Raw genomic sequence first — 26,963 nt, 5'->3', positions numbered from 1 at the left:
CTCCTTACCGACTTTCGTCGGAAGGTGCTCCTTAGAAAGGAGGTGATCCAGCCGCACCTTCCGGTACGGCTACCTTGTTACGACTTCGTCCCAATCGCCAGCCCCACCTTCGACGGCTCCCTCCACAAGGGTTGGGCCACCGGCTTCGGGTGTTGCCGACTTTCGTGACGTGACGGGCGGTGTGTACAAGGCCCGGGAACGTATTCACCGCAGCGTTGCTGATCTGCGATTACTAGCGACTCCGACTTCACGGGGTCGAGTTGCAGACCCCGATCCGAACTGAGACCGGCTTTTTGGGATTCGCTCCACCTCACGGTATCGCAGCCCATTGTACCGGCCATTGTAGCATGCGTGAAGCCCTGGACATAAGGGGCATGATGACTTGACGTCATCCCCACCTTCCTCCGAGTTGACCCCGGCAGTCTTCGATGAGTCCCCGCCATAACGCGCTGGCAACATCGAACGAGGGTTGCGCTCGTTGCGGGACTTAACCCAACATCTCACGACACGAGCTGACGACAGCCATGCACCACCTGTGACCGCCCCCGAAGGACCCCCCATCTCTGGAGGTTTTGCGGCCATGTCAAACCCAGGTAAGGTTCTTCGCGTTGCATCGAATTAATCCGCATGCTCCGCCGCTTGTGCGGGCCCCCGTCAATTCCTTTGAGTTTTAGCCTTGCGGCCGTACTCCCCAGGCGGGGCGCTTAATGCGTTAGCTGCGGCACAGGGAACCGGAGAGGCCCCCCACACCTAGCGCCCAACGTTTACAGCGTGGACTACCAGGGTATCTAATCCTGTTCGCTCCCCACGCTTTCGCTCCTCAGCGTCAGTATCGGCCCAGAGACCCGCCTTCGCCACCGGTGTTCCTCCTGATATCTGCGCATTTCACCGCTACACCAGGAATTCCAGTCTCCCCTACCGAACTCTAGCCTGCCCGTATCGACCGCAGGCTTGGGGTTGAGCCCCAAGTTTTCACGGTCGACGCGACAAGCCGCCTACGAGCTCTTTACGCCCAATAAATCCGGACAACGCTCGCACCCTACGTCTTACCGCGGCTGCTGGCACGTAGTTGGCCGGTGCTTCTTCTGCAGGTACCGTCACTCTCGCTTCGTCCCTGCTGAAAGAGGTTTACAACCCGAAGGCCGTCATCCCTCACGCGGCGTCGCTGCATCAGGCTTCCGCCCATTGTGCAATATTCCCCACTGCTGCCTCCCGTAGGAGTCTGGGCCGTGTCTCAGTCCCAGTGTGGCCGGTCGCCCTCTCAGGCCGGCTACCCGTCGTCGCCTTGGTAGGCCATCACCCCACCAACAAGCTGATAGGCCGCGAGCCCATCCCAAGCCGAAAAACTTTCCACCACCAGCCATGCGACCAGCAGTAATATTCGGTATTAGCCCCCGTTTCCGAGGGTTATCCCAAAGCTTGGGGCAGGTTGCTCACGTGTTACTCACCCGTTCGCCGCTCGAGTACCCCGAAGGGCCTTTCCGCTCGACTTGCATGTGTTAAGCACGCCGCCAGCGTTCGTCCTGAGCCAGGATCAAACTCTCCAACAAAAAATTAGTTGAACAGCTATCCCGGCAACAAACAAATTGTTGCCAAAGGAATCCCAACCAGCCAGCAAAAACTGACCAGTCCGGGGTATAAATCATCATTGGCACTGGCTTTACAAGCACCCTGTTGAGTTCTCAAAGAACAACCACACACCGACCAGAAGCCCCACACTCAGTGGAACCCCGTATCGGGGCAACCGCTCAAACTTACTTGGTCGAACTTTCATTGTCAACCTCGTGTTCGAGGCGATCAATGTGGCTCGTCCGATTCCACGATGACGCACGCCGTACCCGGCGGTCGCTACTGTCGTGGGAAGCCGCAGACCGGCCGATCGCCGCTTCGCGGCTCTCCGCCCGGCTCCTGCCGGCTTCAGAACTCTACCCGGTCGGCTTCGCGTTCGCAACTCCGTATCCGGAGTGTTCCGCACCGCCCGATCCTCGGTCTCGCTCGGCGTCACCGCCACGAGCCCGGCGCCCGTTGTCAGCCGGTTTGTCCGGCCTCCCCCGTGCAGAGAGAAAGTTACGCGGACGGCCCGGAGAAGGCAAATCAGGGTTCATCACTGGTTTGGCCGAACGGCTCGCGCAGCCTCGGACGCAGCTCAGGCGACAGTCCCTCGCCCAGCCGGGGGACGCGGGCTGCGCCGACGTGCCAGAGTGTCAGGCATGGATGAGTCCGGGCGCGGGACCAGGGTGTTCGCCGAGGAGGCGCTGCTCGGTCTCCTCCTGCCGTTCTGGCAGGTGGTGATCGGCGCGATCGTGCTCGTCGTCCTTGTGCTGTCGGTCGGACGGCTCGCCCGGCGGGGCAGGTCCCGGATGACAACGGCGCTGTTGGTCACCGCTGCGGCGATCGCCGGCTTCGCGGTGATCGGCGTCCTGCTGGAGGGCTGAGGCTCTACAGCCGACGGTTCGCCAGGCTGGGCAGCTCGGCCCGGATCGTGGCGAGGCGGTCGAGGTCCAGGTCGACGACCGACACACCAGGGCCGTCCGGTAGCTGCGTGAGGACCGTCCCCCACGGGTCGACCACCATGCTGCGGCCGAAGCAGGTGCGCCCTGGTTCGTGGTCGCCGGTCTGACCGGCCGCTGCCACGAAGCACTGGTTCTCGATCGCCCGGGCCCGCAGCAGAACCTCCCAGTGGTCCCGCCCGGTGTGCATCATGAATGCCGCCGGCACCACCAGCAGGTGCGCTCCCCCATCGGTGGCGAGCAGCCGGTACAGCTCCGGGAAGCGCAGGTCGTAGCAGATCGACAGACCGACCCGCAGACCCTCGACGTCCACCACCACCGGTTGGACCCCGGGCGCGACGGTTGCGGACTCCAGATAGGAGACCCGACCGGGGATCTCGACGTCGTACAGATGGATCTTTCGGTAGCTGGCGGCCAGGCTGCCGGTGCGGTCGAAGACCAGCGACGTGTTCCAGGTGTGCTCCGGGTCGGGACCGGCCTCGTGGAACGAGCCGGCCACCAACCAGATCCCGAGCCGGCGGGCGATTCCGGCGAAGAAGCTGCCGACCTCTCCGTCCACGGGCTCCGGGTCGGGCAACCCGGCGGCCGGGCCGAGGTAGTCGACGTACTCAGGTAGGACGGCCAGGTCCGCGCCACCCGCCGCCGCACGTTCCAGCAGGACCTCCGCGGCGGCCAGGTTGGCCTTGCGGTCGTCCCGGGCGTTCAGCTGGCAGACGGCGACACGCATGAGCACAGGGTACGACCGGAAGGGCCGGCCTGGACAGGTTCAGAGGCTGGCCAACACCAGAGCCCCGGCGGCGAACCCGAGCCCGGCGACCTGGACCGGGCGCAGTCGCTCCCGGTCGACGGCCAACGCCAGCAGGACGGTGCTGGCCGGGTAGAGCGCGGCGATCGCCGCGACGATGCTCAGGTGACCCCGGGCAGCCGCGGCCAGGAACAGCCCGTTGGCGGCACTGTCCAGCAGACCGGCGACCGCCGCCCAGCCCAGCACCCGTCGTTCGAGTCGCAGGCGCACGCCGGTGCCGGCGGCCAGCGCGAGGCCGACGGCGATCGAGCTGGCCCGTACCGCCGCCACCGGCCACATCCCGGCGCTCTCGTCGGCCTGGCCGAGGAGGGTGAAGAAGACACCGAAGAGCGCGCCGGCGGCGAGGGCGAGCCCGACGAGGCGTGCCGGGACACCCTTCCCTCCGCCGCTCTCCCCCAGGCTGACCAGGGCGATAGCCAGCACCGCGAGACCCGCGCCGGTGAGCGCCAGGGCACCGGGGAAGGACGCGGTGAACAGGCCGGCGATGATCGGCACCACTGCGGCGGTGATGGCGGTGACCGGCGCCACGACGGCCATCATCCCGCCCGCGAGGGCTCGGTAGAGCAGCATGACCCCGCCGGCGCCAGCCACCCCGGCGAGCAGACCCCAGGCGATGTCACCTGCGGTCGGGGTGCCGGGAACCGCCACCACGAGTACGACCAGCAGTGGAACGCTCAGGAGTTGGGAGACGACGGTGACGGCGATCGGGTTGGCACGACGGGACGCCTTGCCGCCGGAGAAGTCGGCGATGCCGAACGCGACGGCGGCCACCGTTGCCAGGACAATGGGGAGCATGCCACTGTCGTACCATAATAGTGACCGTGAGGGATAGTTTAATGACCGAGACGGGAGCGGATCGGGTGGGCGCGGTGACCGCCGCGGTGGCCCGACAGGTACGCGACCTACGGGCCGCCCGAGGCTGGTCCTTCGAGGAGTTGGCCGGCCGGTCCGGGGTGAGCAAGGGAATGCTCGTGCAGATCGAGGGCGCGCGCACCAACCCGAGCGTCGGCACGCTGTGCCGGGTCGCGGACGCCTTCGGCGTCAACATCGCCCAACTCCTGGAGCCGGCCGAGGAACAGGCCGTGAAGATCACCTCGGCGGCCCAGGCGCCGGTGCTCTGGCAGGGTGAGCACGGCGGCACGGCCCGCCTGCTGAGCGGCCTGGGCGAGCCGGACCTCGTCGAACTGTGGGACTGGCAGCTCGCGCCGGGCGAGGATCACCGGTCCGCCGACCACCCGCGCGGCACACGGGAGGTGCTGCACGTGCTCACCGGCACTGTGGTCGTCCGCGTCGACGGGCAGGACCACGGCGTACGGGCTGGGGAGACCATCGAGTTCCACGCCGACCGGGAACACGGCTATCGCAACGACACCACCGAGCCGGCTCGGCTGATGATGGTGACCGTCACCCCGTCGGGCGAGTGGGACCGCCGAACGCGATCACGCCGGCCGCGTCAGGACTGAGCGGCCGGCGTGTGGCGGGGAGGATCAGGCCGACTTCTCCTCGCGCTCGCGCCGGGCCCGTCGTCCGGTGAACTCGCGCGGCACGATCGTCGGGTTGACGTTTTCCAGAACGACCTCGCGGGTGATCAGCACCCGGGCGGCGTCCGGGTTGCTCGGCACCTCGTACATCGCGGAGAGCAGGACCTCCTCGATGATGGCCCGCAGACCACGGGCACCGGTGCCCCGCAGCATGGCCTGGTCGGCGATCGCCTCCAACGCCGGCTCGTCGAACTCCAGCTCGACGCCGTCCAGCTCGAACAGGCGCTGATATTGCCGGACCAGCGCGTTGCGTGGCTCGGTGAGGATGCGCACCAGGGCGCTGCGGTCGAGGCTGCGCACGTTGGTGATCACCGGGAGCCGGCCGACGAACTCCGGGATCAACCCGAACTTGAGCATGTCTTCCGGCATGACCTGGCTGAAGATGTCATCGGTCGACCGCTCCGACACCGACCGGAGCCGGGCACCGAAGCCGGTGCCGCCCTGCCCGGTGCGGGACTCGATGATCTGATCCAGACCGGCGAACGCACCACCGCAGATGAACAGCACGTTCGTCGTGTCGATCTGGATGAACTCCTGGTGCGGGTGCTTGCGCCCACCCTGCGGTGGCACGTTGGCCACGGTGCCCTCGAGCATCTTGAGCAGCGCCTGCTGCACGCCCTCGCCGGAGACGTCGCGTGTGATCGACGGGTTCTCCGACTTACGGGCGATCTTGTCGACCTCGTCGATGTAGATGATGCCGGTCTCGGCGCGCTTGATGTCGTAGTCCGCGGCCTGGATCAGCTTGAGCAGGATGTTCTCGACGTCCTCGCCCACGTAGCCCGCCTCGGTCAGCGCCGTGGCGTCGGCGATGGCGAACGGGACGTTCAACATGCGGGCGAGGGTCTGCGCCAGGTGGGTCTTGCCGCACCCGGTCGGGCCGAGCAGCAGGATGTTGGACTTGGCCAGCTCGACGGCATCACTGCCGGAGCCGGGAGCGTTGGCCGCCTCGGCCTGGATCCGCTTGTAGTGGTTGTAGACCGCCACCGCGAGGGCCTTCTTGGCCTGATCCTGCCCCACGACGTAGTTGTCGAGGAACTGGCAGATCTCCATCGGCTTGGGAAGCTCTTCCCACTTCACCTCGCCGGACTCGGCCAGCTCCTCTTCGATGATCTCGTTGCAGAGATCGATGCACTCGTCGCAGATGTAGACCCCTGGGCCCGCGATGAGCTTCTTGACCTGCTTCTGCGACTTGCCGCAGAAGGAGCATTTCAGTAGGTCGCCGCCGTCACCGATCCGTGCCACCTACGTTCTCCCTGCACTCATCGGCCGGAACCCCGGCCCCTGACCTGCTGACGCTGCGCGCCGCCCGGCTGGTTCACCCCACCGGCCCGACCGGCGAAGCGGTACGGACCCGACGTTACCCGCTGCCGGGGCAATCTCCGACCCCCAAAACGGGTGTGTCAGAGGTCGGCCGGGAACTTCACGCCCCGGCCAACCTCTGACCCGGTACTGCTCAGCTGGCGGCCTGCGCGGCCAGCAAGCCCTTCTTGCGGCTGGTCAGGATCGTGTCGACCAGCCCGTACTCCTTGGACTCCTCGGCCGTCATGATCTTGTCACGGTCGATGTCCTTGCGAACCTGCTCGATCGGCCGGTTGCAGTGGCGGGACAGCATGTCCTCCAGCTGCGTCCGCATCCGCAGGATCTCCCGAGCCTGGATCTCGATGTCCGAGCCCTGCCCGTAGCCGCCCTCGGTGGCCGGCTGGTGGATGATGATCCGCGAGTTCGGAAGCGCCATCCGCTTACCCGGGGTGCCCGCCGACAGCAGCACCGCCGCCGCGCTGGCGGCCTGCCCGAGGCAGACCGTCTGGATGTCCGGACGGACGTACTGCATGGTGTCGTAGATCGCCGTCATAGCGGTGAACGAGCCACCCGGCGAGTTGATGTACATGATGATGTCGCGGTCCGGGTCGGTGCCCTCCAGCGTCAGCAGCTGGGCCATCACGTCGTTGGCCGACGCGTCGTCCACCTGGACGCCGAGGAAGATGATCCGGTCCTCGAAGAGCTTGTTGTACGGGTTGGACTCCTTGACCCCGTACGACGTGCGCTCGACGAACGACGGCAACACGTAACGGTTGTGCACGGCCGCGAACTGGGGCGGCAGGCTCAGATCAGTCATCGTCAGCTCCTCAGCTCAGGGTCCCGGCGCCATCCGGAACCTGAGCGGCCCCGATGATCACCTTGTCGATGAAGCCGTAGTCCATGGCCTCCTGGGCGGTGAACCAACGGTCCCGGTCCGAGTCCGCCTCGATCTGCGACTGGTCTTGGCCGGTGTGGTGCGCGACCCGCTCCTGGAACATCCGCTTCGTGTAGAGCATCTGCTCCGCCTGGATGGCGATGTCGGACGCCGTGCCGCCCAGGCCGCCGGACGGCTGGTGCATCATGATCCGGGCGTGCGGCAGGGCGTAACGCTTGCCCTTGGTGCCCGCGCAGAGCAGCAGCTGGCCCATCGAGGCCGCCATGCCCATCGCCACGGTCGACACGTCGTTGTCGATGAACTGCATGGTGTCGTAGATCGCCATGCCGGAGTAGACCGAGCCACCCGGCGAGTTGATCCACAGGTTGATGTCGCGGTCCGGGTCCTCCGCGGCGAGCAGCAGAAGCTGCGCGCAGATGCGGTTGGCGACCTGGTCGGTCACCTCACTGCCCAGGAAGATGATGCGTTCCTTGAGCAACCGGTTGTAGACCGAGTCGTCGAGGTTGCCAATGGAGTCGCCACCGCGCGCGTCAATCGCCCGGAGCGACTTCTTGGGGATGTGCATGTCGGTCATGGCAGCCCTTCGCTCTCCGTACCGTCTTTCCCGACACTAACCGGTGTGCGGGGCGGCAGAGTCCCGGTCGGGGCACTGTTCGCTCTCAGCGCAGCTGTGTCGGGCACACCCGCGGCGCGGGCTCCCGGCGTACCCGGGGAAAGGATTCGGCCGCCGTCCACCGCACAGCGGCGGACGGCGGCCGCACCCGACGATCAGTGCTGGTGGTTGTGCTCGGCCTCGTTGGCGGCGCGCAACGCGTCAAGGGTGATGCCGTTGCCGGCCGCGTCCTTGATCGTGATCCGCTCCATGACGGCGGCGAGCGCCTTGCCCCGCCGCACGTCGCCGAAGACGGCGGCGGCCGCGCCGGAGCGCACCAGCTGGTCGTAGTACTGCTGCGGGGCCATGCCGGCGCGCTGCGCCCGGTGCACGATCTCGTGCCCGAACTCGTCGTCGGAGACCTGCACGTCCTCGGCGTCGGCCAGCGTGTCCAGCAGGAGCTGGACCTTGACGCCCTCGGTCGCCGCCTCGGTCAGCTCGGCGTCGATCTGCTCCTCGGTCTTGTCCTCGGCCGCGAGGTACTCCTCCATCGAGGCGCCGATCCGTTCCAGCTGGTCGACCATCGCCTGCTTGCGGCTCTCGACCTCCTCGCGGACGACACCCTCCGGGGCCGGGATCTCGGCGGCCTCGACCAGCTGCGCCAGGGCCTTGTCCCGAGCGGCGTAAATCTGCTCGACCTGCTTGCCCTGGGTGACCCGCGAACGCAGGTCGCCGCGCAGCTCCTCGATCGTGTCGAACTCGCTCGCCATCTGGGCGAACTCGTCGTTCAGCTCGGGCAGCTCCTTCTCCTTGACCGTGCGCACGGTCACCGCCACCTCGGCGTCGCGGCCGGCGAAGTCGCCGCCGACCAGCTGGGTGGTGAAGGTGGTGTCGTCGCCGGCGGCGAGGCCGACAACGGCCTCGTCGAGGCCCGGGAGGAGCTGCTTGCTGCCCACCTCGTGGGAGATGTTGCTGGCCTGGCCGCCCGGCACGTCCTCGCCGTCGACGGTGGCGTTGAGGTCGATCTGGACGTAGTCACCCTCGGCGGCGGCCCGCTCGACCGTCTTGAGGGTGGCGAAACGCTCCCGCAGGTTCTTCACCTGCTCGTCGATCTCGCTCTCGTCGATCTGCAGCTCGTCGACGACCACCTCGATCGTCGACGCGTCCGGGATGGTGATCTCCGGGCGGACGTCGACCTCGGCGGTGAAGTTCAGCGAGTCACCGTCGTTGAACTCGGTGATCTCGACCTCGGGACGCCCCAGCGTCTTGAGGTCGTGCTCGCGCACCGCGGCGAGGATGTTCTCCGGGATGGCCTCCTGGACCGCCTCGTTGAGGACGGTGCCCCGGCCGACCCGCTGGTCGATCACGGCGGTCGGCACCTTGCCCCGGCGGAAGCCCGGAACCTGGACCTGCGAACCGATCTCCCGGTACGCCTTCTTGAGGCTCGGCTCGAGCTCGACGAACGGCACCTCGATGGCGAGCCGCACGCGCGTCGGGCTCAGAGTCTCGACGGTGCTCTTCACAGGCGTACTCCTTGACGGATCTCAGTTGAGTCTGGGCGTGATTCAGCCCATCGAGTGTAGGCGAGCCGGCCTGACGCTCCGGCATCGCCCGGGGACCGCACTGGGCGGCACCCGGGTCGGCCCGGCCGCGGACGACAGTCGGGGTGGCGGGATTTGAACCCACGGCCCCTCGCTCCCAAAGCGAGTGCGCTACCAAGCTGCGCCACACCCCGTGGCGACGAGCAGTCTATGCCGTCGTCGCGCCCCAGGCGGTGCCGGGGCATCCGCCACCCGGACACATCTCCCGAAAGGGCGCACACCGCCCACTTGTGAATCGCACGCTGCCGCGCTGCAGGTTGATCCACTCCGTTTCGGCGAAGGCGGGGTATCCCGGGCGCTCGGATACCGCGATATCGGCGAACCCGAGTGGATCAAGACGGCGCCGTCGCCGATGGGCGGGCCTCACGCCGTGCCCGGGCACGGCGAGGCGGTGGCGCGGTTACGCGTCGGGAGTCGCCATTGGTACGCTGTCGGTGCGCCTCGTTCCGGCGGGGTGCACGCGGGCGTAGCTCAATGGTAGAGCTTCAGTCTTCCAAACTGACTACGCGAGTTCGATTCTCGTCGCCCGCTCCAACGGCCACCGGCCCAGGTCAGACGCTTCGCCCCCGGGTCGGTCGACCACTCCCCTGTCACGCAGTGCTCACGGGCGGACCGGCCCCGTCCGAAGCGACTGCCGACCGGGCTGCGCTGTCCGGCCGCCTGCGGCGTCGCACACTGATGATCAAGACGACCCGTCAAATTGACGAAGGCCCAGGTGGACCGCATGGTCGCGGCACCTGGGCCCACCCGGGGCGACCGGGTCACCGTGTCACTTCAGGTGGAACCGCTCGTCGGTCGCGAGGGCCGCCAGTTGTGGCACTGAGAACGGCAGCTTCGTCAACTCCGGCCGAAGCTCGTCGAGCTTCTTGCCCTGCGCCACGTACACCACCACGCCGTCCGGATGCCGGTACGCCGACCACTGGTCCAGCCGCTCGTCCCTGCCGGGTCGAACCACCACGCCGACCTGCGCCGCTCCCACTGTCTCGACCTGACATTCGCCCTCCATGCCCCAGAACGTCTGGGCCAGGGCACACGGTTCGGTGGGCAGTTCGCGGATGCCCGCCTCCTGCACCTCGACGATGACGCGCCCGGTGGCCTCGCCCTGCGCCACGGCCACGGAGGTCATGTAACTCCACCTGTCGACACCGTCCACGGTGTCCTCGAACTGCGCCTGGTGCGTCCGCAGGGTCCGCTGGTCGTAGAGGGTGTTCGGGGGGTCGTCCGGGGTGCTGTAGCCGGTGGGCATGATCGCGACGACATCTCGGAGCAGTTTGGCCCCCTGGTCGTACCTGGTGCCGGCCCGCGCCGTCCGGTCCTCCTGCGGTCGACCGTCGGGACCGGTCGGCCACGGCTTCGCGGTGTCGCCCGACGCATCCGGCGCGACCTGCGGACCAGGACCCGCGGGTTGGTAGACAGGGCCGTCCGGTGTGGCGACGGCCGCGAAGCCGGTGACCGCCAACACGACGGCCGCAGTCCCGACCGACGCCCACACCGCGCGGTGGCGGACGTTCGCCCGCCGGGCCACGCCGAGCGTGGCCGCCGTACTCAATGGTGGTGGCGGGGTGAGGCTCGCCATCTCCCCGCGCAACCCCGCACGCAACTCGTCCTCGTTCATCGCTCCCCCATACCGATCTCGTCGTAGGTGGGTGCCAGGAGGCCACGCAACGTGTCGAGCCCGCGTGCCGCCTGGCTCTTCACCGTCCCTGGAGAGCACTCCAGCAGCGCCGCGACGTCCTCGACCGACAGGTCCTCCCAGTAGCGGAGGACCAGCACGGCGCGTTGGCGCGGAGCCACGCACGCCAGTGCCTGGAGCAGCAGCAGCCGGCTCTCCGGTGAGTCCGGCGGGGCCACCTGCTCGGCGTCCTCGCCTCCCACCCGTTCGCGCCGCCACCAGCCACGCCGTCGCTCGTCGAGGAATGTGCGGATCAGGATCTGGCGTACGTAGCTGTCGAGCACCTCGTGCCGGGAGATCCGGTTCCAGACCCGGTAGAGCTTGACGAACGCGGTCTGGACCAGGTCCTCGGCACGGTGCCAGTCGCCGCACAGCAGGTACGCGGTGCCGCGCATGGCACCCGACCGAGCCGCGAAGTACTCGGCGAACGCCGTGTCGCGGTCGCTCATTCAGGCCTCCGATCCCCGTTTCGAGGTAGTCACGCGGGGTCGGGCGCAGCGGGTTGCTCCAGAACTCGCACTCGTTTCAGGAGAGTCAACGACCGACTGCCGTGTTCAGCGGCTCGGGCGGATCAAACGTCGGGTACGGCACGCACAACCTTGACAGGTGTCGATCTGTGGACTGGTGTAAGGACCAGAGACATCGACATCCGTCAGGAGGGCACATGATCGTCCGACGACGGTGGACAGCTGCCGCCACCACAGCGATCCTGTTCAGCGCAGTGTTGTCCCACCCCGCACCGGGAACCGCGGCACCAGCCGATTCGGCCCCACCGATCACACTGAGCGCCACCGAAACCGCACTCGTCCGGGTGCAGCTACGCGATCAGGCGCAGCTCGACCGGCTGGTCGCCACCGGCGCGGACCTGGCCAACCGGCCCCGCACGCGGGACGGGCGGATCCTCGCCGACCTCGTGCTGAGCGGCGCACAACTCGCCGACCTGACCGCGCAGGGCGCCACGGCCGTGCAGATCGTGCAGCGTGCCGGGGACGGCAGCCGAAACTACGCCGAGAGCGTCCGCGCGGCGCAGGCCCGCACCGCCACCGGACTGCGCGCTCCGGCCGGCCAGCGCACCGCCACCAACACCGACACCCTCCAGGTCCAGCAGGCGTACTGGTGGACCACTACCGGCCAGACGTTCCTCCAGGCGCAGGTGGCGACCACCGCCACCGACGACCCGGACGTGGAGATCACCGTCAGCTGGCGGACGGCGGACGGGGCGACCGGCTCGTTCCCGCTCTACCGCTTCGAGGACTCCGGCGAGTACCAGTACCACTATGCGCTCCCCCAGCCGGTGCCCGGTCGACCGGTGCAGCTGACCGCCGCCTCCAGCCTCGGCGGGGTCAGTCGGGCGGTCACGCCGACGCTCTGGCCCAACGCCGCCCCGCCACCGCTGCCGACCGGCTACCAGAAGGACTTCATCGACGCGTACCTGACGCCGGTGGACATCCAGTCACGGATCAAGCGGCTGGCCCGCCAGTACCGGGACCTGGTCGACGTGATCGACCTGCCGAACACAACCCAGGGGTACCGACGTACCGCCGCCGCCTACCTCGGTGACCCGGCCGTGGCCGCCGTGGTCGTGGACTCGGTGCGCTTCGGCGACCAGGGTATGAACGGTGTGCAGGTGCGCACCGTCGACCCGGGTCGTCCGAACCGGCCGCTGACCGTCGGCTACCGCGACCGCGTCCTGACCGTGTCGCTGGCCACCGACACCGGGGGCAAGACGGTGAGCACCACCGACGAGGTCGCCGCGGCGATCAACGCGCGCCAACCGGACCGGTTCCGGGCCACCGTCGAGGACGGCTCGACCGGGCTTCCGATGCCCGTCGCCGGTCCGGTCCGACTCGACGACGGTCTGCAGGGCACCGAGGTGCCGGCCCGGCCGTGGACGGTGCAGGCGCTGCGCCTCGGCGTACACCGGGACGGCTCCCGGGTGGGTGTGCTCGCGTACTCCCAGGAGCATGCCCGGGAGTGGGCCACCCCGCTGGTGACGTTGGAGTTCGCCGAGCGGATGCTGGCCAACGCCCGGACCGACCCGGCCACCCGTGAGCTGCTGGAGCAGGTCGACATCTTCGTCATCCCGACGGTCAACCCCGACGGCGCGAACTACTCGTTCAACGACTACAACTTCCAGCGCAAGAACCTGGTCAACCACTGCACCGGGCCGGCCCGCGACCCGAAGAACCGCACCTCGTGGGGCGTCGACATCAACCGCAACTACACGGTCGGCTCGTACTTCGACGGCTACGTCGGCGCCAGCGCCAACTGCCTCTCCGGCAACTACGCGGGCACGGCCGAACTGTCCGAGGCGGAGAGCCGCAATGTGATCGCGCTCGCGCAGGACCACCCGAACATCAGGTTCGCGATGAACGTGCACTCCTACGGCGGGTACTTCATGTGGCCGCCGGGGGCGTACCGGGCCGACGGCCGGGTCACACTGCCCCGGCCGTCGATCGACGAGTCGACGCTGTTCCTCGACAGCGCCCGGCGGATCGTCGGCGCCATCGCCCAGGAGCGCGGCACTGTCACCTGGCCGTCGCAGACCGGGCCGGTGGCCGACGTGCTCTACTCGGCCGCCGGCAACTCGGCCGACCAGCTCTACTACGAGCTGGGCATCTTCGCCTGGGACTTCGAGGTCGGCAACGACCGGTGGAACCCGGCCACCGGCCAGTGGGAGGGCGTCGGCTTCCAGCCGCCGTTCGACGAGGCGCACGGCGAGTCACAGGAGTACGCGGGCGGGCTTGTCGAGATGGTGCGGGTGGCCCGCGACTACGCCGCCGCCGAGGGGCACGGCGGAACCCACTGACCGCCGCACCGGCGGGCGGCCCGAACGAGGTACCAGACCGACCGGCCGGCCACGGATGAACCGTGGCCGGCCGGGTAAGCAGCGACAGTGCCTGGTGGGGAGACGACCGGCGTCGCGGGGTGCCGCGACCGGGCGTACGGGCGGGTCGGCCCCCGGGGTCGACCCGCCCGTACGCGCTCCGAATCAGTTCGAGGAGATCCAGTTCCAGGCGGAGACGACCCACGCCGTCTGCTGGAGCCACGCCACGCCGAGGCCGGCGAGGAACACCGCCGTCGCCAGGTGCGCCCCTCGGGCGCTGCGCCGGACCCGACCCAGCTGCCGTTCCAGCACCACCCTGCCGACCAGCCGGGACAGCGAGAACAGGCCGACCGCCACCAGCGCGCTGAGCACCAGCACCAGCAGCGGGCCGCTGAGGTCACCCTGACCGGAGAGTGCCCAGATCCCCCAGCAGACGAACGCGAAGAGCCCGGCCGCCGCACTCCACTCACCGCCGCGACGCAGCTGCGCCATCCGGGAGCTCAGCGACTGGCGAGGGACCGGCCCACCGGGCCAGCCGGTGCCGGTCGGCTCCTGCTCGACCACCGGGAACGGCTCGGTCCGCGGGGTGCGCGGCTGACCGACCGGCGCGACGCCGCGGCGGAACGCGTCCCGCTGCTGCGGCACCCCGACGCCGGCCTGCGGCGGCACCTCCACGGTCCGCTCCGCCCACGGCTGCGTCTGGTCTGCCATCTTGTCCTCCCCCTGACCGACGGCATCACCACCGCCTGATTCCGAGGGTAGCCACCCGGCAAATCGGTCGCCGACCCCGCCCGAGACACGGGACGGCCCGACGGTGCCGGATCCACCGGCGGGCAGGGTACGGTCGGCTGATGGGCGACCCGGACCGACGGCGGCGACGGCTACGCCACCACCCCGACTCCGACACGGCCGGACGCGGCGCGGACACCCCGACGGCCAGCACCGCCGGGGTGCACGACGGGGACGACCCGCCGCCGCGCCGCAGGGGCCCGGGCGGCGACGACCGTGACGGCGAGCGGGGCCTACGCGGGCTGGTCGGTTCCGGCTCGTCCCAGGTGGGGCTGAGCGCCGCCCTGCGAGCCCGGGACGCGGCCCGACCGACCGAGGACGACCTGGCCGAGGCGGAGGCCCGGGTGGTGGTCGTCCGACGTAACTGGGTGCCCCGCGAGGAGCTGCCCCGCTCGCCGCGCTGACCGCCCGGCTCAGGGCAGGTCGGGCAGCTGCCGGGTCTGCTCGTACTCGGCCACCTGGGCGATCCGACGGGCGTGCCGCTCGTTGCCGGAGAACGGCGTGTTCAGGAACGCCTCGACGATGCCGGTGGCCTCGTCCAGCGTGTGCTGCCGGGCGCCGACCGCCACCACGTTGGCGTCGTTGTGCTGGCGGGCCAGCTGAGCGGTCTCCACGCTCCAGGCCAGCGCGGCCCGGACCCCGGCGACCTTGTTCGCGGCGATCTGCTCACCGTTGCCGGACCCGCCGATGACCACGCCGAGGCCCGTCTCGTCGGCCACCACCTGGGTGCCCGTGTGCAGGCAGAACGTCGGGTAGTCGTCGTCCGGGTCGTAGACGTGCGGGCCGACGTCGATCACCTCGTACCCCTGCTTGGCCAGGTGATTGGCCAGGTGCACCTTCAACTCGAAACCGGCGTGATCGGATCCCAGGTAGACGCGCATACCGGGCAGTCTGTCAGGCCGCGCTCTCCGACGTCGCAGCGGCGGCGTCGGAGAGCCGGGTTCGTCACACGGTCGTGCGGTGGACCACTTCAGTGGGGCAGCTCGGCGACGACCAGACCGCCGCGCGCCTTCGGGGTGAACCAGGTGCTCTTGCGCGGCATCTTCTCCCGGGCCAGGTTCACCGCGACGAAGTCCTCAACGGTCACCGGCGCGATCAGGATGGCCAGCTCGGCCCGGCCGGCGTCGACCTCACCGGTGAGCCAGCTCGCCGGGTAGTCACCGCCGACGTAGGTGATCCGCTTGTCGCCCGGGTCCAGACCGAGCGCGTCGCGCAGCAGCAGCCGCTCGACCAGGGCGTGGTCGAGGTTCTCCAGACGGGCGGAGGCCGTGGCCGGCAGGCGCACCGCGTACCCCTGGCCGTCGAGGCGGAGGTGCACGGTGCCGCCGCCCGTCGGGACCTCGACCGGGCCGTCGATCGGCTCGACAGCGGCGCCCGCGGCCCGCAGCCGGTCGAGCAGCTCGGCCGGCGTCGTGGTCAGCTCGCTGACCAGCCGGTTGTACGGCTGGATGGCCACCGACGCGGGGGTGGTGACCACGGCCAGGAAGCGGGACAGCCCGCCGGTCTGGGCGGCCAGGCTGCGGTGGTTGCCGTCGGCGACGACCAGCTCTCCGCCACCGGCGAGAGCGGTCAACGCCGTCTGCTCCGGGCCGGGGCCGAGCAACCAGATGGCGTGCGTGCGGCCGGCCTGGTCGGTGTCCGTCGCGGCCGGCGCGCCGGCCGTCTCGGTCGCCGTCGCGAGCGCGGCGTGCAGCTCGTCGCCACGCCCGGTCTGCAGCAGGAGTACGGGTGAGAGCAGGTGACCCAGCGCCTCGGCCAGTGCCACCCGCTCGCGCACCTTGGCGATGAACACGTCCTCGTTGCGGATGACCAGGCCCGGCTCGTCGGCCCGGGTGGAGATCTGGTCGGTGTCCACCATCGCGAAGAGCCCGTAGGCGGGCGCCTCGCCCGCTGCGGTGATCCGGTAGAGAACCACCACCTGCTCGGCGGGGGTGTAGCTGCCGTCCGCCTTGGCCTCGGCGAGGCGGGCGACCGCGTCCGGCAACGCGTCGAGGAACGGCTTGCCCAGGCTCTGCGGAGCGCGGTGCGGCATCTCGATGCCGAGGGCACTGTGCGGGTTCGACTCGATGATCGCGGTGATCTCCGCGTCGTCGGCGAACTCGTCGTAGTTCTGTGCGCCGGTGCCACCAGTGGTGACCCACGCCCGGGAGATCGGATGCACGACCGTCATACCCGTGACGCTACCGGCGACGATGTCGCCGCCGACGGGGACCCGCAGGGCGTCCACCAGATGAAAGCACCAGGCCCGGCGCGGTGGTCAGCCGGCGCGGTCGGACATGCCCCGACGGTGTCGGCCCGCGCTCACCGGCCCGTTGTTGCCCCGTCGGACGGTTCCGATGGGGCCGCTGTTCACGCTGCGGCGGGGCGAGGCGGGGGGGCCCGGCACGGGACGGTCCGGGGGCGGCGACGGGACGGGCCGCGGGTTCAGCGGCGGCGTCGGCACCGGGCGCGGCGCGGCCGGCGCCGGGGGTGGAGGCGCGGGTTCCGCCGGCGCCGCCAGGGCCGGCAGATCCGGCAGGGCTGGCCGATCCAGCAGATCCGGGTCGGCGGCTGCCGGCAGCGGGTCGGCCGGGGCGGGCGGTGTGAGCCGGGAGGTCACCGGCACCCGGGCCACGCCGACCACGATGGGCGGCGCGAGCAGATCGACCAGGTGGGCGGGCAGGTCCGGACGGACCGCCGGCCAGCGGGAGTCGTCGACGGACCAGTAGGCCGCTCCGGAATTGTCGATCACCCCCGGCCGGGTCAGCTGATCGTCACCGGACGCACGGTGCTTGGCCATCGGGAATGCCTCCACGGACTGCGGCTTGCGACCCTGCGGGTCGCTGCGGCGGACATGCAGGCCAACGAGCGCGGCGGTCTCCCGGTGACGGCACGGGCAGGGCCGCGACCCGACACGCCGTGCGGCGTACGCGGAAGGGCCCCGGTCCGCGCCGGGGCCCTTCCGCCCCACTCAGTCGAAGATCGGGCCCTGCTCGCGGGTGCGCTTCAGCTCGTAGAAGCCGGGCGTGCCGGCGACCAGCAGGACGCCGTCCCAGAGCCGACCGGCGGCCTCCCCCTTCGGGGCCGGGGTGATCACCGGACCGAAGAACGCGACCGGGCTGCCGTCCGGGCCGGGCGCGTGCACGACCGGGGTACCGACGTCCTGGCCGACCGGGCGCATGCCGGCCTCGTGGCTGGCCCGCAACGCCTCGTCGAAGTCGGTGCTGTCGGCGGCGTCGGCCAAGGCCGGGTCCAGGCCGGCGTCGGTCAGCGCGGCGACGTAGAGCTCACGCTGCCGCTCCTCCTTGCCGAGGTGGATCCGGGTGCCGAGCGCGGTGTAGAGCGGGCGCAGGACGTCGTTGCCGTACCGCTGCTCGGCGGCGATGCAGACCCGGACCGGGCCCCAGGCGGTGCGAAGGAAGGACTTGTACTCCTCGGACAGCTCGTCCCGACCGTCGTTGAGCACAGCGAGGCTCATCACGTGGAAACGGATGTCCACGTCCCGGACCTGCTCGACCTCGAGAAGCCAGCGGGACGTGATCCACGCCCACGGGCAGGCCGGGTCGAACCACATGTCGGCGGTGACGCGATCGGTCACGGTGAGGTCCCTTCTCAACAGGGGCGCCGGCGCTCCGGCGTCTCATCGGAATCCTCACCCCACGGCGCGTCGATCGGCACCCGAATGAGAGCGTGACCTCGGCCACCGCGGGCTGCCCGTACGTGGAAGACTCGAATCGGGCCAGCCGTCACGAGTGGCTGGGAGACGGACGCCGCCGGGCGTCGGCGTGATGTGGGATGGAGACGAACAGTGCCGGGAGTGCGCAACCTGACGCAGGTGGAGGCGACCGAGCGGGCCCGCCTGCTCAACGTGACGGGGTACGACATCAGGCTGGACCTGTCGAGCGCCGTACTGGCGGCGGACGGCCGTACGTTCCGGTCCGTCACCGAGGTTCGTTTCCGCTGTTCAGAACCAGGTGCGAGCACGTTCATCGAGTTGGCCGCCGACTCGGTGCGGTCCGCGACGCTGAACGGCGCCCCGGTCGACCTCTCCGAGTGGTCGGCCGAGAAGGGCCTGGTGCTGTCCGGATTGGACAGCGACAACACGCTGGTGGTCGACGCCGACTTCGCCTACTCCAACAGTGGTCAGGGGCTGCACCGCACCGTCGACCCGGTGGACGGCGAGACGTACCTCTACAGCCAGTTCGAGACCGCCGACGCGCAGCGGGTGTTCGCCTGCTTCGACCAGCCCGACCTGAAGAGCGTCTACACCTGGCACGCCACCGTGCCGGCGCACTGGCGGGCGGTGTCCAACATGCCGGTGCAGCGGGAGGAGCCGGCGGGTGAGGCGCTCAAGACGCTGCACTTCGCCGAGTCGCCGCGGATGAGCACCTACATCACGGCGATGTGCGCCGGGCCGTACCACGAGGTGCGGGACAGCCACGACGGCATCGACCTGGGCGTGTTCTGCCGCGCGTCGATGGCGCGTTACCTCGACTCCGACGACCTGTTCCTGATCACCAAGCAGGGCTTCGACTTCTTCCACGAGAAGTTCGGTGTGCGCTACCCGCTGCCGAAGTACGACCAGCTCTGGGTCCCCGACTTCAACGCCGGCGCGATGGAGAACTTCGGCTGCGTCACGCACGCCGAGTCGCACTACCTGTTCCGCTCACAGGTCACCGACTTCGAGTACGAGCAGCGGGCCAACACGATCCTGCACGAGCTGGCCCACATGTGGTTCGGTGACCTGGTCACCATGCGCTGGTGGAACGACCTGTGGCTCAACGAGTCGTTCGCCGAGTGGGCCAGCCACTGGTGCAACACCAACGCCACCCGGTTCACCGAGGCGTGGACGACGTTCCTGTCCATCCGGAAGAACTGGGGCTACCGGCAGGACCAGCTCTCCTCCACGCACCCGGTCTACACCGAGATGCCGGACATGGAGGCCGTCGAGGTCAACTTCGACGGCATCACGTACGCCAAGGGCGCGAGCGTGCTCAAGCAGCTCGTCGCGTACGTGGGTGAGGAGCCGTTCGTCGCCGGGTTGCGGGCCTACTTCGGCAAGCACGCCTGGGGCAACGCCACCTTCGACGACCTGCTCACCGAGCTGGAGGCGGCCTCCGGCCGGGAGCTGCGCAAGTTCGCGGCGCAGTGGCTGGAGACCGCGCAGGTCAACACGTTGCGCCCCGAGGTGACCATCGGCGCGGACGGCACGTACGAGCAGGTGGCGGTCCTGCAGGAGGCGCCGACCGCGTACCCGACGCTGCGGACGCACCGGATCGGTGTGGGTCTCTACGACCTGACCGACGGGCGGCTGGTCCGCCGTGAGCGGTACGAGGTGGACGTGACCGGTGAGCGGACGGACCTCGCCGAGCTGCGCGGTGTGCGCGCCGCCGATGTGCTGCTGCTCAACGACGACGACCTGAGCTACACCAAGTTGCGCCTCGACGAGCGTTCGATGGCGACTGTGGTGCAGCACATCGGTGGCTTCGAGTCGTCGCTGGCCCGGGCGCTGTGCTGGACCGCCGCGTGGGACATGACCCGCGACGCGGAGCTGTCCGCCCGCGACTACGTGGCGCTGACGCTGAGCGGGCTGCCCGCCGAGACCGACATCAACCTGGTCACCGCCACCCTGCGGCAGGCGACCACCACGCTCACCGTGTACGCCGACCCGGCGTGGGCGCCGACCGGCTGGGCCGACCTGGCCCGGACCGCCCGGGACGCGCTCGCCAACGCCGAGCCGGGCAGCGGTTTCCAGATCGCCTGGGCTCGCGCGTTCACCTCGGCGGCGCGCTCCGACGAGGACCTGGCCACGTTGCGGGGTTGGTTGGACGGCACCGGCATCCCGGCCGGGCTGACCGTGGACACCGAGTTGCGGTGGTCGGTCCTCGCCGCTCTGGTGGCGAACGGCGCGGCGGGTGCCGCCGAGATCGAGGCGGAGCTGGCCGGCGACCGCACCGCCAGCGGTGAGCGGGAGGCCGCGTACGCCCAGGCTCTGGTGCCGACGGCGGAGAACAAGGCCGCCCTGTGGGCGCTGCTGACCGGCCCCGACGCGTTGCCGAACTGGCGGCACCGGGCGCTGTTGCAGGGCTTCGCGCACCCGACGCAGGTGGAGCTGGTCGCCCCGTACCGGGAGCGGTACTTCGCGACCGTCGCACAGGTGTGGGCCACTCGGGACAGCGAGCCGGCGCAGGAGTTCGCGCAGTTGGCGTACCCGACCTACCTGGTGGAGGACGACACTGTGGCGGCCACCGACGCGTGGCTGGCCGGCGACGGGCACCCGGGCCCGCTGCGCCGGTTGGTCGCGGAGGGTCGCGACGGTGTGGTGCGGGCGTTGAAGGCCCGCGCGAAGGATGCCCAGAGCGTCTGACCAGCGGTGTCCGGCCCGGGGCCGGCGTGGGTGGGAGCCCGCGCCGGCCCCGGGCCGTTGTCGGTGTCGCGTCCGAAGATCCGGCTTTGATCGGGTCTGCGCGGACTAATAACACGCGCCCATCGGCATTGATATAGATCGACGGAAGTTTCGGCGTCGTCGAGAAAAGATCCGAATGGTTGTCACGCGTAAAGTAATCGACGTGTGACGATCCCGTGCGTTGCCGCCACCAACACACGGGGAGGGAAACCGTGGCCCTACGCCACCGCGCGTTCTGGACACTACTGGCCGTCACCGCATCGGTCCTCACAGTACCGGCGCCATCCGCCGCCGCACTCACTCGGCCGGAGTCCGCCACCGCCCGCACCGCACCCGCACAACCCGGTTCACCCGGCTCATCCAGCACGATCGCGCTGGGCCCGTCGAGCGCGCCGGTCGGCATGCTCGCCGGCCCGATCTCGGTACCGGTCGGCACCGGATCGGTGCGCAACGGCTCGTTCACCAGCTTCGCGTTGACCGACCGGGTGACCGCCGAGGTCAACACCGGCTCCGGCAACCTCCTCATCCGCACCACCGACCTGGTGCTGCCGGGCATCGCCCGCGACCTCGTGATCGGATCCGCCTACAACAGCCTGTTCACCGGAAGCGGGCTGGCGACCGGGTCACTCGGTCACGGCTGGCGGACCCGCTCCGGCGTGGACGTCAAACTGATCAAGGCCGACGACAACTCGGTCACCTACGTCGCCTCCGACGGGGTGGTCGGCCGGTTCACGCCCAACGGGTCCGCATACAACACCCCGAACGAGTTCAAGGCCACCCTCGCCACCGACAACGGCGGGTGGAAGCTGACCGAGCACGAGAGCGGCCGGCGGCTCCACTTCACCTCGTCCGGGCTGCTGGACCGCAGCCTGGACCGCAACGACAACGTCACCGACTACGCCTACGACGGCAACGGCCGACTCACCACGATCACGTCGGACCGGGGCAGCCAGGCCGTCCGCACGGCCACTGTGGTCTACGGCTCCCACGGTTACATCTCCAAGATCGAGCAGCACGGTGACGGCGGCCTGTACCGGCGCATCGAGTACGCGTACAACTCCAACGGCGACCTCACCGAGATCTGCTCGCTGACCGAGGACGACATCCGCTTCTCCTACGACTCGTCGCACCGGATCACGAAGATCTCCAGCGGGATCAGGGGTTCCGACCCGGGATCGGTCGCCACCCTCACCTACGACTCCGCGCACCGGGTCACCTCGATCCAGCGGGTCGTCGACGAGGTGGAGGCACCGGGAGCGACCGCCGTCACCCGATGGGCCTACCCGTCGGCCACGCAGACGCTCGTCGCGGACGCCAACACCAACCAGTCGCAGCCGGTCACCTCGGTGCCACGCACCACGTACACGATCAACTCCGACAAGCGGGTCACCAAGGCGGTCGACCCGGAGGGCAAGACCCGGGAGAACTCGTACACGCCGTACAACGACGTGCTCACCTCGACGAACGGCACGGGCGGCGTCACCAGCAACGGCTACGCGGCCAACAACGGGCAGTCGCTGACCGCCTCGGCCGCGCCGACCGGCGCGGACATCGCCTACGCGTACGCGAACTCCGCCACCACCAGCAACCCGACGGCAAACTTCCAACCGTCGTCCAGCTCGGACGCCCAGGGCAACACCAGCACCTACACGTACAACGGGGCGGGCAACCGACTGTCCTCGAAGGACGCCCAGGCCGCCGAAGCGAAGATCGAGTACAACAGTGACGGCACCGTGAAGTCCTCGACCGACCCGGGCAACGGCACGAACAAGACCACCTACCAGTACGACTCGAACAAGCAGCTGATCTCCGTGACCCCACCGAGCGGCACCTCACTCGGCGTACGCACGATCAACTACGACGAGTTCGGCCGGGTGCACGAGGCCACCGACGGCGCGGGACGGACCACGCACTTCGACTACGACCTGAACGACCGGGTCACGACGATCAGCTACTCGGACGCGACGCACGACGTCTCGTACACCTACGACGCCGCCGGCAACGTCTACGCCCGCGAGGACGGCAACGGCTACCAGAACTTCGCGCACGACCGGCTCAACCGGCTGGTCGGCCGGCAGGCCACCAACGAGTACGTCTACGACCCGGTCGGCAACCTCATCGAGCTGCGGGACCAGCGGGGCAGCTCGTTGTACACGTACAACGCCCGCAACCTGCTCACCAAGCTGGTCGCCGCGACCGGCACCTACACCTTCGAGTACGACGACGACGGACGGCGGACCGCCACCAGACTCGCCGTCTCCTCGGTGACGGTGGCCGAGACGGTCAACGCCTTCGACCAGTCCGGCCGAATCACCCGCACCACGAGCAAGCGCTGGCAGTCCGGCGCCGCCAGCACCATCTTCGACGTGTCCTACTGCTACGCCAAGCGGGTCGGCACCGCCGCCTGCTCCACCGCCAAGACCGACGACACCGGCCTACGGCAGTGGCAGACGGATCACCACCGTGGCGGCGCGGTGAGCGTCTACACCTACGACCAGGGCAACCGGCTGACCAAGGCCACCAGCATCGACGGCAAGACCTACGACTATGCGTACGACAGCAACGGCAACCGCACGTCGGTCAAGGTGGACGGTGCCACCACGCAGACGTTGACGTACAACGCCGGTAACCAGATCACCAGCTCCGGCTACAGCTACGACGCGGCCGGCAACCAGAAGTCCGGCTCGGCGGCCCGTTCCTTCGTCTACAACGCCGCCGGGCAGTTGACCAGCGGGAAGGACTCGACGAACGCGTCCGTCACCTGGGAGTACAGCGGACCCGACCAGATCGAGCTGGGCTGGAAGACCACCCCGTCGTTCGAACACCGCTACCTCTACGGGTTGGACGACCAGAACGGCCAGCCGATGCTGCAGAGCTACACGGTGCCCAGCTCGTACAGCAGGCACTACGTGGAGCGCGACCAGCTCGGTGCCCCGCTGGGCTTCCGGGCGAAGACGAACGGTGTCTTCCACCACTACTTCTACGTCCTCGACGGGCTCGGCTCGGTGGTGGCGCTGGTGAAGCACGACGGATCGCTGGCCGCGTCCTACACGTACGACCCGTACGGCAAGGTGGTCAAGACCGTCGACAACGGCGACGAGACCGAGGAGAACGCCATCGGGTTCGCCGGCGGCCTGCGCAGCGACGACCTGACCAAGTTCGGCCGCCGCTGGTACGACCCGGCGACGGGTCGCTTCACGCAGCAGGACAGCCTCGCGTTCATCGGTGACCCGGCCACCGGCAACCGGTACGCGTACGCCGGCGCGAACCCGGTCAACTACCTCGACCCGACGGGCCTGGCCATCGACTACGGCGAGTCCTGCGCGATCGGTGCCGCCGGCGGCCTCGTCACCGGGGCCATCGGTGGGGCGACCGGAGGGGTCGCCGGCGCCCTCGCCGGCGGTGCCCTCGGCGCGGTGGGAGGCTGCGTCGGTGGCGTCGTCACCAAGTACCTGACCGACGAGGCCGACAAGGACTGACGCCGCCAGCCGAACGATGCTGGCCGACACCGTGACGAAGGAGGACACGCGGATGAGAACGTCGCTACGACCGGTGCTCGCGACGTCGTTGGGGCTGCTGCCGGTGTGCGTCCTACTGGCGGTGCTCAACGACGGTCCGATCTGGGTCGGCCTGGTCGGCTGGGTCGCCGCCACCGCGGTGATCGTTCCGCTCGGCCTCGCGCTCAACCGGCTCCGGTCGCGGAGCGGCTCACGCTGACGACGTGAGCAGTGCTCCGCACACGACGAACCCCGGCCCGCACAGAGCGGACCGGGGTTCGTCGTGTGTCTGGATCAGCCCTTGCCGGCGTGGCTGGCGAGCTGGTCGAGGCCGTTGATGATGCCTCCGGCCAGGTCGCCCCCGCTGAACGCGCCGGCCATGGAGAGCGCGGCCAGCTTCGCGTACGTGTCCGGGATGCGCTTGCGGGCGTACCGCCCGGTGATGATCTCCAGCTGACGCTGGTTGGGTGACACCGCGATCAGCACCGACTTGTCGGGGTCGGCGAGCTGGCGGTGCAGCCGCTGGGCGTGCTCCCGCACGGGCTCGTCGAGACCACCGACGAAGACCGAGAAGACCAGGCCGGTGCCCTGGTCGGCGAGGCGCAACGCCTCGTCGATGCGCAGCAACTGGCGGGTCGAGAAGGGCCCGTCCAGCACCTCGGGCGGATTCTCCGACCCGGTCTGCTTCTCACCAACGGTCACTTGCGCCTCCGGTTCCACCGGCCGGCGCCTCGACGCTGGCCTGCTCAAGCTTGCGGCTGGTCAGCGCGGGCGCCTGCGCCCCCGCCGTCAGCGCGGTGCCGGCCGAGTCGGCCAGCTGCTCCGGACGGCCCAGGAACCAGACCGGAGTGAAGTCGAAGGGCCGGCCCGGGCGGTAGCGCTTGTGGCCACCCCCGCCGGTGGTGGCACCACCACGGCTGCCGGCGTAGGTGAGACCGGTGATGACCAGCACCGCGGCCAGCGGGATGCCGACGAAGACCAGCAACGTCTCGGTAACAGACAATCCCAACGCCCCCAGGCGGAAGAAGGACGACCTCGAACAGCCGGGTCGAATGGACGATCATGATGCCGACCACCCGACGCCGTCACCATTCACGTTAGCGGAGTCGGCGGCCCGCCAGATTGCGGGGTGCCGATCCCATCCGTCACTGAAGTTCTCCAGTTGCGCAGCGGTCGCGATCAGCCGCGCGTCGTCACCGTACCGGCCCGTGAGCAGCACCCCGACGGGCAGTCCGTCGGTCGTATTGCCCACCGGCAGGGAGACGGAGGGATCGCCGGTGACGTTGAAGACGGCGCAGTAGGGCGAGAAGCGGCGTTGCCTGTCGAAGTCGGCCGCCGGGTCACCATCGGCGGTGAACCAGCCCACCGGTGCCTGCGGGGCGGCCAGGGTGGGACAGAGCAGCAGGTCGACCCCGGCCGTGCGGCGGGTGCCGAGGCGGACCTGCGCCTGCAACTCCCCCAGGGTGGCGGCGAGCGTGCCGGCGCTGATCTCGGCACCCCGGGCGCGCATCAGCCGCGTCAACGGCAGCAGCTCCGCCTCCCGTTGCGGCGGCACCGGGGCGAGCGCCAACACGTACCAGAGGATCTCGAACAGCGGCCACACCGCCGGCGTGAGCGGCGGCGGCACCTCGACCACCTCGTGCCCGGCCGCGGCGAGCAGCGCGGCGGCGGTGTCCACGGCGGCCACGCAGTCGGGGTGCACCGGCTCGTCGGCGAGCATCGGCGTGGTGAACCGGCCGATCCGCAGCGGGCCGGGCTCGGCCCGGCGCGCCACGCCCAGATAGCCCTCCGGCGGCGCGGTCGGCGAAAGGTAGGGTTCGCCGGGCACCGGCACGGCCATGACGTCGAGCAGCGCGGCGACGTCGGTGACGGTCCTCCCGAGCGGGCCACCGGTGGGCAGGCCGAACGCGCCGGAGCCGACCGGCCCGCCGGAGACCAGGCCACGACTGGGCTTGTAGCCGACCAGGCCGCAGAGCGACGCCGGGATGCGCAGCGAGCCACCACCGTCGGAGCCCTGGGCGACCGGGACCAGCCCGGCGGCCACCGCCGCCGCCGCGCCGCCGCTGGACCCACCAGCGGTGTACGCCAACTGCCACGGGTTGCGGGCGGGCGGCGCGACCCGACCCTCCGAGTAGAGCGAGCAGCCCAACTCGGAGGTGGTCGTCTTGCCCAGGCTGACCAGGCCGGCGGCCTTGATGAACCGGACCACGTCGGCGTCGACCGGCGGGACGAAGTCGAGGAAGGCGGCCGAACCGAAGGTGGTGCGGACCCCGGCGGTGAGGGTCAGGTCCTTGATGGCGGTCGGCACGCCGTGCAGCGGGCCACGCGCCTCGACCGGCACTGCGTCGGCGGCACGGGCAGCCTGCCGGGCCAGGTCCGGTGTGACGGTGACGAACGCCCCCACGGTGTCGCCGAGCGCGGCCACCCGGCCCAGGCAATGCTCGACCAGCTCGACGCTGGTCAGCTCACCGCGCGCGATCGCGGCGGCCTGCTCCAACGCGGTCAGGTCGTGCGGCTCGGCCATCCCGCCATCCTGCCGGTCGCCGGCCC

23 protein-coding genes, 2 tRNA genes and 1 rRNA gene are annotated in these 26,963 nt (G+C 69.7%); 8 read left to right on the top strand and 18 right to left on the bottom strand.

Annotation, left to right across the window (positions count from 1 at the left end; genetic code table 11):
• Positions 1-35: 35 nt before the first annotated feature.
• A 16S ribosomal RNA gene (locus O3438_RS28790) occupies positions 36-1,550 on the bottom strand.
• 660 nt (positions 1,551-2,210) lie between these two features.
• Between O3438_RS28790 and O3438_RS28785 the strand changes: the two genes are divergently transcribed.
• Entirely contained in the window at positions 2,211-2,435 is a 225-nt protein-coding gene (locus O3438_RS28785; protein WP_269682723.1) for a hypothetical protein, read from the top strand.
• 4 nt (positions 2,436-2,439) lie between these two features.
• Here O3438_RS28785 and O3438_RS28780 read toward each other — a convergent pair whose 3' ends face one another.
• Together O3438_RS28780 and O3438_RS28775 are read right to left on the bottom strand one after the other, a co-directional pair.
• Positions 2,440-3,237: a carbon-nitrogen hydrolase family protein gene (locus O3438_RS28780; RefSeq protein ID WP_269682722.1), complete on the bottom strand. Its 798-nt coding sequence runs from the start codon at positions 3,235-3,237 to the stop codon at positions 2,440-2,442.
• A gap of 39 nt (positions 3,238-3,276) precedes the next feature.
• On the bottom strand, positions 3,277-4,110 hold the full coding sequence (locus tag O3438_RS28775; RefSeq protein WP_269682721.1) for a DMT family transporter: 834 nt from the start codon (positions 4,108-4,110) through the stop codon (positions 3,277-3,279).
• Positions 4,111-4,151: 41 nt separating this feature from the next.
• Between O3438_RS28775 and O3438_RS28770 the strand changes: the two genes are divergently transcribed.
• Positions 4,152-4,778: a helix-turn-helix domain-containing protein gene (locus tag O3438_RS28770; RefSeq protein WP_269682720.1), complete on the top strand. Its 627-nt coding sequence runs from the start codon at positions 4,152-4,154 to the stop codon at positions 4,776-4,778.
• A 24-nt stretch (positions 4,779-4,802) separates the two neighbouring features.
• On the opposite strand, the gene clpX is transcribed toward O3438_RS28770, so the two are convergent.
• The 5 genes from clpX to O3438_RS28745 all read right to left on the bottom strand — a co-directional run bounded on the left by clpX (position 4,803) and on the right by O3438_RS28745 (position 9,377).
• Positions 4,803-6,098: an ATP-dependent Clp protease ATP-binding subunit ClpX gene (clpX, locus tag O3438_RS28765; RefSeq protein ID WP_088988029.1), complete on the bottom strand. Its 1,296-nt coding sequence runs from the start codon at positions 6,096-6,098 to the stop codon at positions 4,803-4,805.
• Positions 6,099-6,309: 211 nt separating this feature from the next.
• Positions 6,310-6,972 carry an ATP-dependent Clp protease proteolytic subunit gene (locus tag O3438_RS28760; protein WP_088988028.1) on the bottom strand — a complete coding sequence of 221 codons (663 nt, stop codon included), beginning with the start codon at positions 6,970-6,972 and terminating at the stop codon, positions 6,310-6,312.
• A gap of 10 nt (positions 6,973-6,982) precedes the next feature.
• Complete coding sequence (locus tag O3438_RS28755) at positions 6,983-7,624, bottom strand: ATP-dependent Clp protease proteolytic subunit (RefSeq protein ID WP_088988027.1); 642 nt, start codon at positions 7,622-7,624, stop codon at positions 6,983-6,985.
• A 194-nt stretch (positions 7,625-7,818) separates the two neighbouring features.
• The gene (gene tig, locus O3438_RS28750) at positions 7,819-9,165 is read right to left on the bottom strand and encodes a trigger factor (RefSeq protein WP_145779356.1); all 1,347 of its coding nucleotides are present in this window, start codon (positions 9,163-9,165) and stop codon (positions 7,819-7,821) included.
• 138 nt (positions 9,166-9,303) lie between these two features.
• A tRNA-Pro gene (locus O3438_RS28745) sits at positions 9,304-9,377 on the bottom strand.
• Between the two features lie 326 nt (positions 9,378-9,703).
• On the opposite strand from O3438_RS28745, the gene O3438_RS28740 reads away from it, so the two are divergent.
• Positions 9,704-9,777 (top strand) — tRNA-Gly (locus O3438_RS28740).
• 235 nt (positions 9,778-10,012) lie between these two features.
• Here the strand turns inward: O3438_RS28740 and O3438_RS28735 are convergent.
• Together O3438_RS28735 and O3438_RS28730 are read right to left on the bottom strand one after the other, a co-directional pair.
• Positions 10,013-10,858, bottom strand: a complete 846-nt coding sequence (locus tag O3438_RS28735; protein WP_269682719.1) for a hypothetical protein — start codon at positions 10,856-10,858, stop codon at positions 10,013-10,015.
• The gene (locus O3438_RS28730) at positions 10,855-11,364 is read right to left on the bottom strand and encodes a SigE family RNA polymerase sigma factor (protein WP_269682718.1); all 510 of its coding nucleotides are present in this window, start codon (positions 11,362-11,364) and stop codon (positions 10,855-10,857) included. The genes O3438_RS28735 and O3438_RS28730 overlap by 4 nt, the downstream gene beginning before the upstream one ends.
• Positions 11,365-11,579: 215 nt before the next feature.
• Here O3438_RS28730 and O3438_RS28725 point away from each other — a divergent pair, with 215 nt between their 5' ends.
• Complete coding sequence (locus O3438_RS28725) at positions 11,580-13,724, top strand: M14 family zinc carboxypeptidase (protein WP_269682717.1); 2,145 nt, start codon at positions 11,580-11,582, stop codon at positions 13,722-13,724.
• Between the two features lie 183 nt (positions 13,725-13,907).
• Here O3438_RS28725 and O3438_RS28720 read toward each other — a convergent pair whose 3' ends face one another.
• On the bottom strand, positions 13,908-14,453 hold the full coding sequence (locus O3438_RS28720) for a hypothetical protein (protein ID WP_269682716.1): 546 nt from the start codon (positions 14,451-14,453) through the stop codon (positions 13,908-13,910).
• A 140-nt stretch (positions 14,454-14,593) separates the two neighbouring features.
• On the opposite strand from O3438_RS28720, the gene O3438_RS28715 reads away from it, so the two are divergent.
• Positions 14,594-14,935 (top strand): hypothetical protein, encoded by a 342-nt coding sequence (locus O3438_RS28715; protein WP_145779351.1) that lies wholly within the window; start codon positions 14,594-14,596, stop codon positions 14,933-14,935.
• Between the two features lie 9 nt (positions 14,936-14,944).
• Here the strand turns inward: O3438_RS28715 and O3438_RS28710 are convergent, their stop codons facing one another.
• The 4 genes from O3438_RS28710 to O3438_RS28695 all read right to left on the bottom strand — a co-directional run bounded on the left by O3438_RS28710 (position 14,945) and on the right by O3438_RS28695 (position 18,108).
• Positions 14,945-15,412 (bottom strand): ribose-5-phosphate isomerase, encoded by a 468-nt coding sequence (locus tag O3438_RS28710; protein ID WP_269682715.1) that lies wholly within the window; start codon positions 15,410-15,412, stop codon positions 14,945-14,947.
• Positions 15,413-15,501: 89 nt separating this feature from the next.
• Positions 15,502-16,701 carry a DUF1015 family protein gene (locus O3438_RS28705; RefSeq protein WP_269682714.1) on the bottom strand — a complete coding sequence of 400 codons (1,200 nt, stop codon included), beginning with the start codon at positions 16,699-16,701 and terminating at the stop codon, positions 15,502-15,504.
• A gap of 87 nt (positions 16,702-16,788) precedes the next feature.
• The gene (locus tag O3438_RS28700; RefSeq protein WP_269682713.1) at positions 16,789-17,310 is read right to left on the bottom strand and encodes a hypothetical protein; all 522 of its coding nucleotides are present in this window, start codon (positions 17,308-17,310) and stop codon (positions 16,789-16,791) included.
• A gap of 171 nt (positions 17,311-17,481) precedes the next feature.
• Positions 17,482-18,108: a mycothiol-dependent nitroreductase Rv2466c family protein gene (locus O3438_RS28695; RefSeq protein WP_269682712.1), complete on the bottom strand. Its 627-nt coding sequence runs from the start codon at positions 18,106-18,108 to the stop codon at positions 17,482-17,484.
• Between the two features lie 219 nt (positions 18,109-18,327).
• Between O3438_RS28695 and pepN the strand changes: the two genes are divergently transcribed.
• The 3 genes from pepN to O3438_RS28680 all read left to right on the top strand — a co-directional run bounded on the left by pepN (position 18,328) and on the right by O3438_RS28680 (position 24,633).
• On the top strand, positions 18,328-20,877 hold the full coding sequence (pepN, locus tag O3438_RS28690; RefSeq protein ID WP_269682711.1) for an aminopeptidase N: 2,550 nt from the start codon (positions 18,328-18,330) through the stop codon (positions 20,875-20,877).
• 251 nt (positions 20,878-21,128) lie between these two features.
• Positions 21,129-24,395, top strand: a complete 3,267-nt coding sequence (locus O3438_RS28685) for an RHS repeat domain-containing protein (RefSeq protein WP_269682710.1) — start codon at positions 21,129-21,131, stop codon at positions 24,393-24,395.
• Between the two features lie 52 nt (positions 24,396-24,447).
• Entirely contained in the window at positions 24,448-24,633 is a 186-nt protein-coding gene (locus tag O3438_RS28680) for a hypothetical protein (protein ID WP_269682709.1), read from the top strand.
• A gap of 74 nt (positions 24,634-24,707) precedes the next feature.
• On the opposite strand, the gene O3438_RS28675 is transcribed toward O3438_RS28680, so the two are convergent.
• Genes O3438_RS28675 through O3438_RS28665 form a run of 3 tightly spaced genes read right to left on the bottom strand, consistent with a single transcriptional unit; the run spans position 24,708 to position 26,937 of the window.
• Positions 24,708-25,115: a DUF5130 family protein gene (locus O3438_RS28675; RefSeq protein ID WP_088988018.1), complete on the bottom strand. Its 408-nt coding sequence runs from the start codon at positions 25,113-25,115 to the stop codon at positions 24,708-24,710.
• Positions 25,102-25,422 (bottom strand): aa3-type cytochrome oxidase subunit CtaJ, encoded by a 321-nt coding sequence (ctaJ, locus tag O3438_RS28670; protein ID WP_442929671.1) that lies wholly within the window; start codon positions 25,420-25,422, stop codon positions 25,102-25,104. Before ctaJ ends, O3438_RS28675 begins: the two co-directional genes overlap by 14 nt.
• 51 nt (positions 25,423-25,473) lie before the next feature.
• Positions 25,474-26,937: an amidase gene (locus tag O3438_RS28665; protein WP_269682708.1), complete on the bottom strand. Its 1,464-nt coding sequence runs from the start codon at positions 26,935-26,937 to the stop codon at positions 25,474-25,476.
• Positions 26,938-26,963 lie beyond the last annotated feature (26 nt).

It is taken from the genome of Micromonospora sp. WMMC250, assembly GCF_027460215.1.
Lineage (GTDB): Bacteria > Actinomycetota > Actinomycetes > Mycobacteriales > Micromonosporaceae > Micromonospora > Micromonospora taraxaci.
The sequence above is the reverse complement of the archived record's forward strand: the minus strand, read 5'-3'. Positions and strand labels throughout refer to the sequence as shown.

Excerpts from the sequence above, each read along its gene's own strand:
- O3438_RS28700 (WP_269682713.1), bottom strand. The coding sequence starts at position 17,310 with ATGGCCAAGCACCGTGCGTCCGGTGACGATCAGCTGACCCGGCCGGGG.
- O3438_RS28710 (WP_269682715.1), bottom strand. The coding sequence starts at position 15,412 with ATGCGCGTCTACCTGGGATCCGATCACGCCGGTTTCGAGTTGAAGGTG.
- O3438_RS28730 (WP_269682718.1), bottom strand. The coding sequence starts at position 11,364 with ATGAGCGACCGCGACACGGCGTTCGCCGAGTACTTCGCGGCTCGGTCG.
- O3438_RS28780 (WP_269682722.1), bottom strand. The coding sequence starts at position 3,237 with ATGCGTGTCGCCGTCTGCCAGCTGAACGCCCGGGACGACCGCAAGGCC.
- O3438_RS28755 (WP_088988027.1), bottom strand. The coding sequence starts at position 7,624 with ATGACCGACATGCACATCCCCAAGAAGTCGCTCCGGGCGATTGACGCG.
- O3438_RS28735 (WP_269682719.1), bottom strand. The coding sequence starts at position 10,858 with ATGAACGAGGACGAGTTGCGTGCGGGGTTGCGCGGGGAGATGGCGAGC.
- O3438_RS28725 (WP_269682717.1), top strand. The coding sequence starts at position 11,580 with ATGATCGTCCGACGACGGTGGACAGCTGCCGCCACCACAGCGATCCTG.
- O3438_RS28760 (WP_088988028.1), bottom strand. The coding sequence starts at position 6,972 with ATGACTGATCTGAGCCTGCCGCCCCAGTTCGCGGCCGTGCACAACCGT.
- O3438_RS28785 (WP_269682723.1), top strand. The coding sequence starts at position 2,211 with ATGGATGAGTCCGGGCGCGGGACCAGGGTGTTCGCCGAGGAGGCGCTG.
- O3438_RS28715 (WP_145779351.1), top strand. The coding sequence starts at position 14,594 with ATGGGCGACCCGGACCGACGGCGGCGACGGCTACGCCACCACCCCGAC.
- O3438_RS28775 (WP_269682721.1), bottom strand. The coding sequence starts at position 4,110 with ATGCTCCCCATTGTCCTGGCAACGGTGGCCGCCGTCGCGTTCGGCATC.
- O3438_RS28665 (WP_269682708.1), bottom strand. The coding sequence starts at position 26,937 with ATGGCCGAGCCGCACGACCTGACCGCGTTGGAGCAGGCCGCCGCGATC.
- O3438_RS28770 (WP_269682720.1), top strand. The coding sequence starts at position 4,152 with ATGACCGAGACGGGAGCGGATCGGGTGGGCGCGGTGACCGCCGCGGTG.
- O3438_RS28720 (WP_269682716.1), bottom strand. The coding sequence starts at position 14,453 with ATGGCAGACCAGACGCAGCCGTGGGCGGAGCGGACCGTGGAGGTGCCG.
- O3438_RS28705 (WP_269682714.1), bottom strand. The coding sequence starts at position 16,701 with ATGACGGTCGTGCATCCGATCTCCCGGGCGTGGGTCACCACTGGTGGC.
- O3438_RS28680 (WP_269682709.1), top strand. The coding sequence starts at position 24,448 with ATGAGAACGTCGCTACGACCGGTGCTCGCGACGTCGTTGGGGCTGCTG.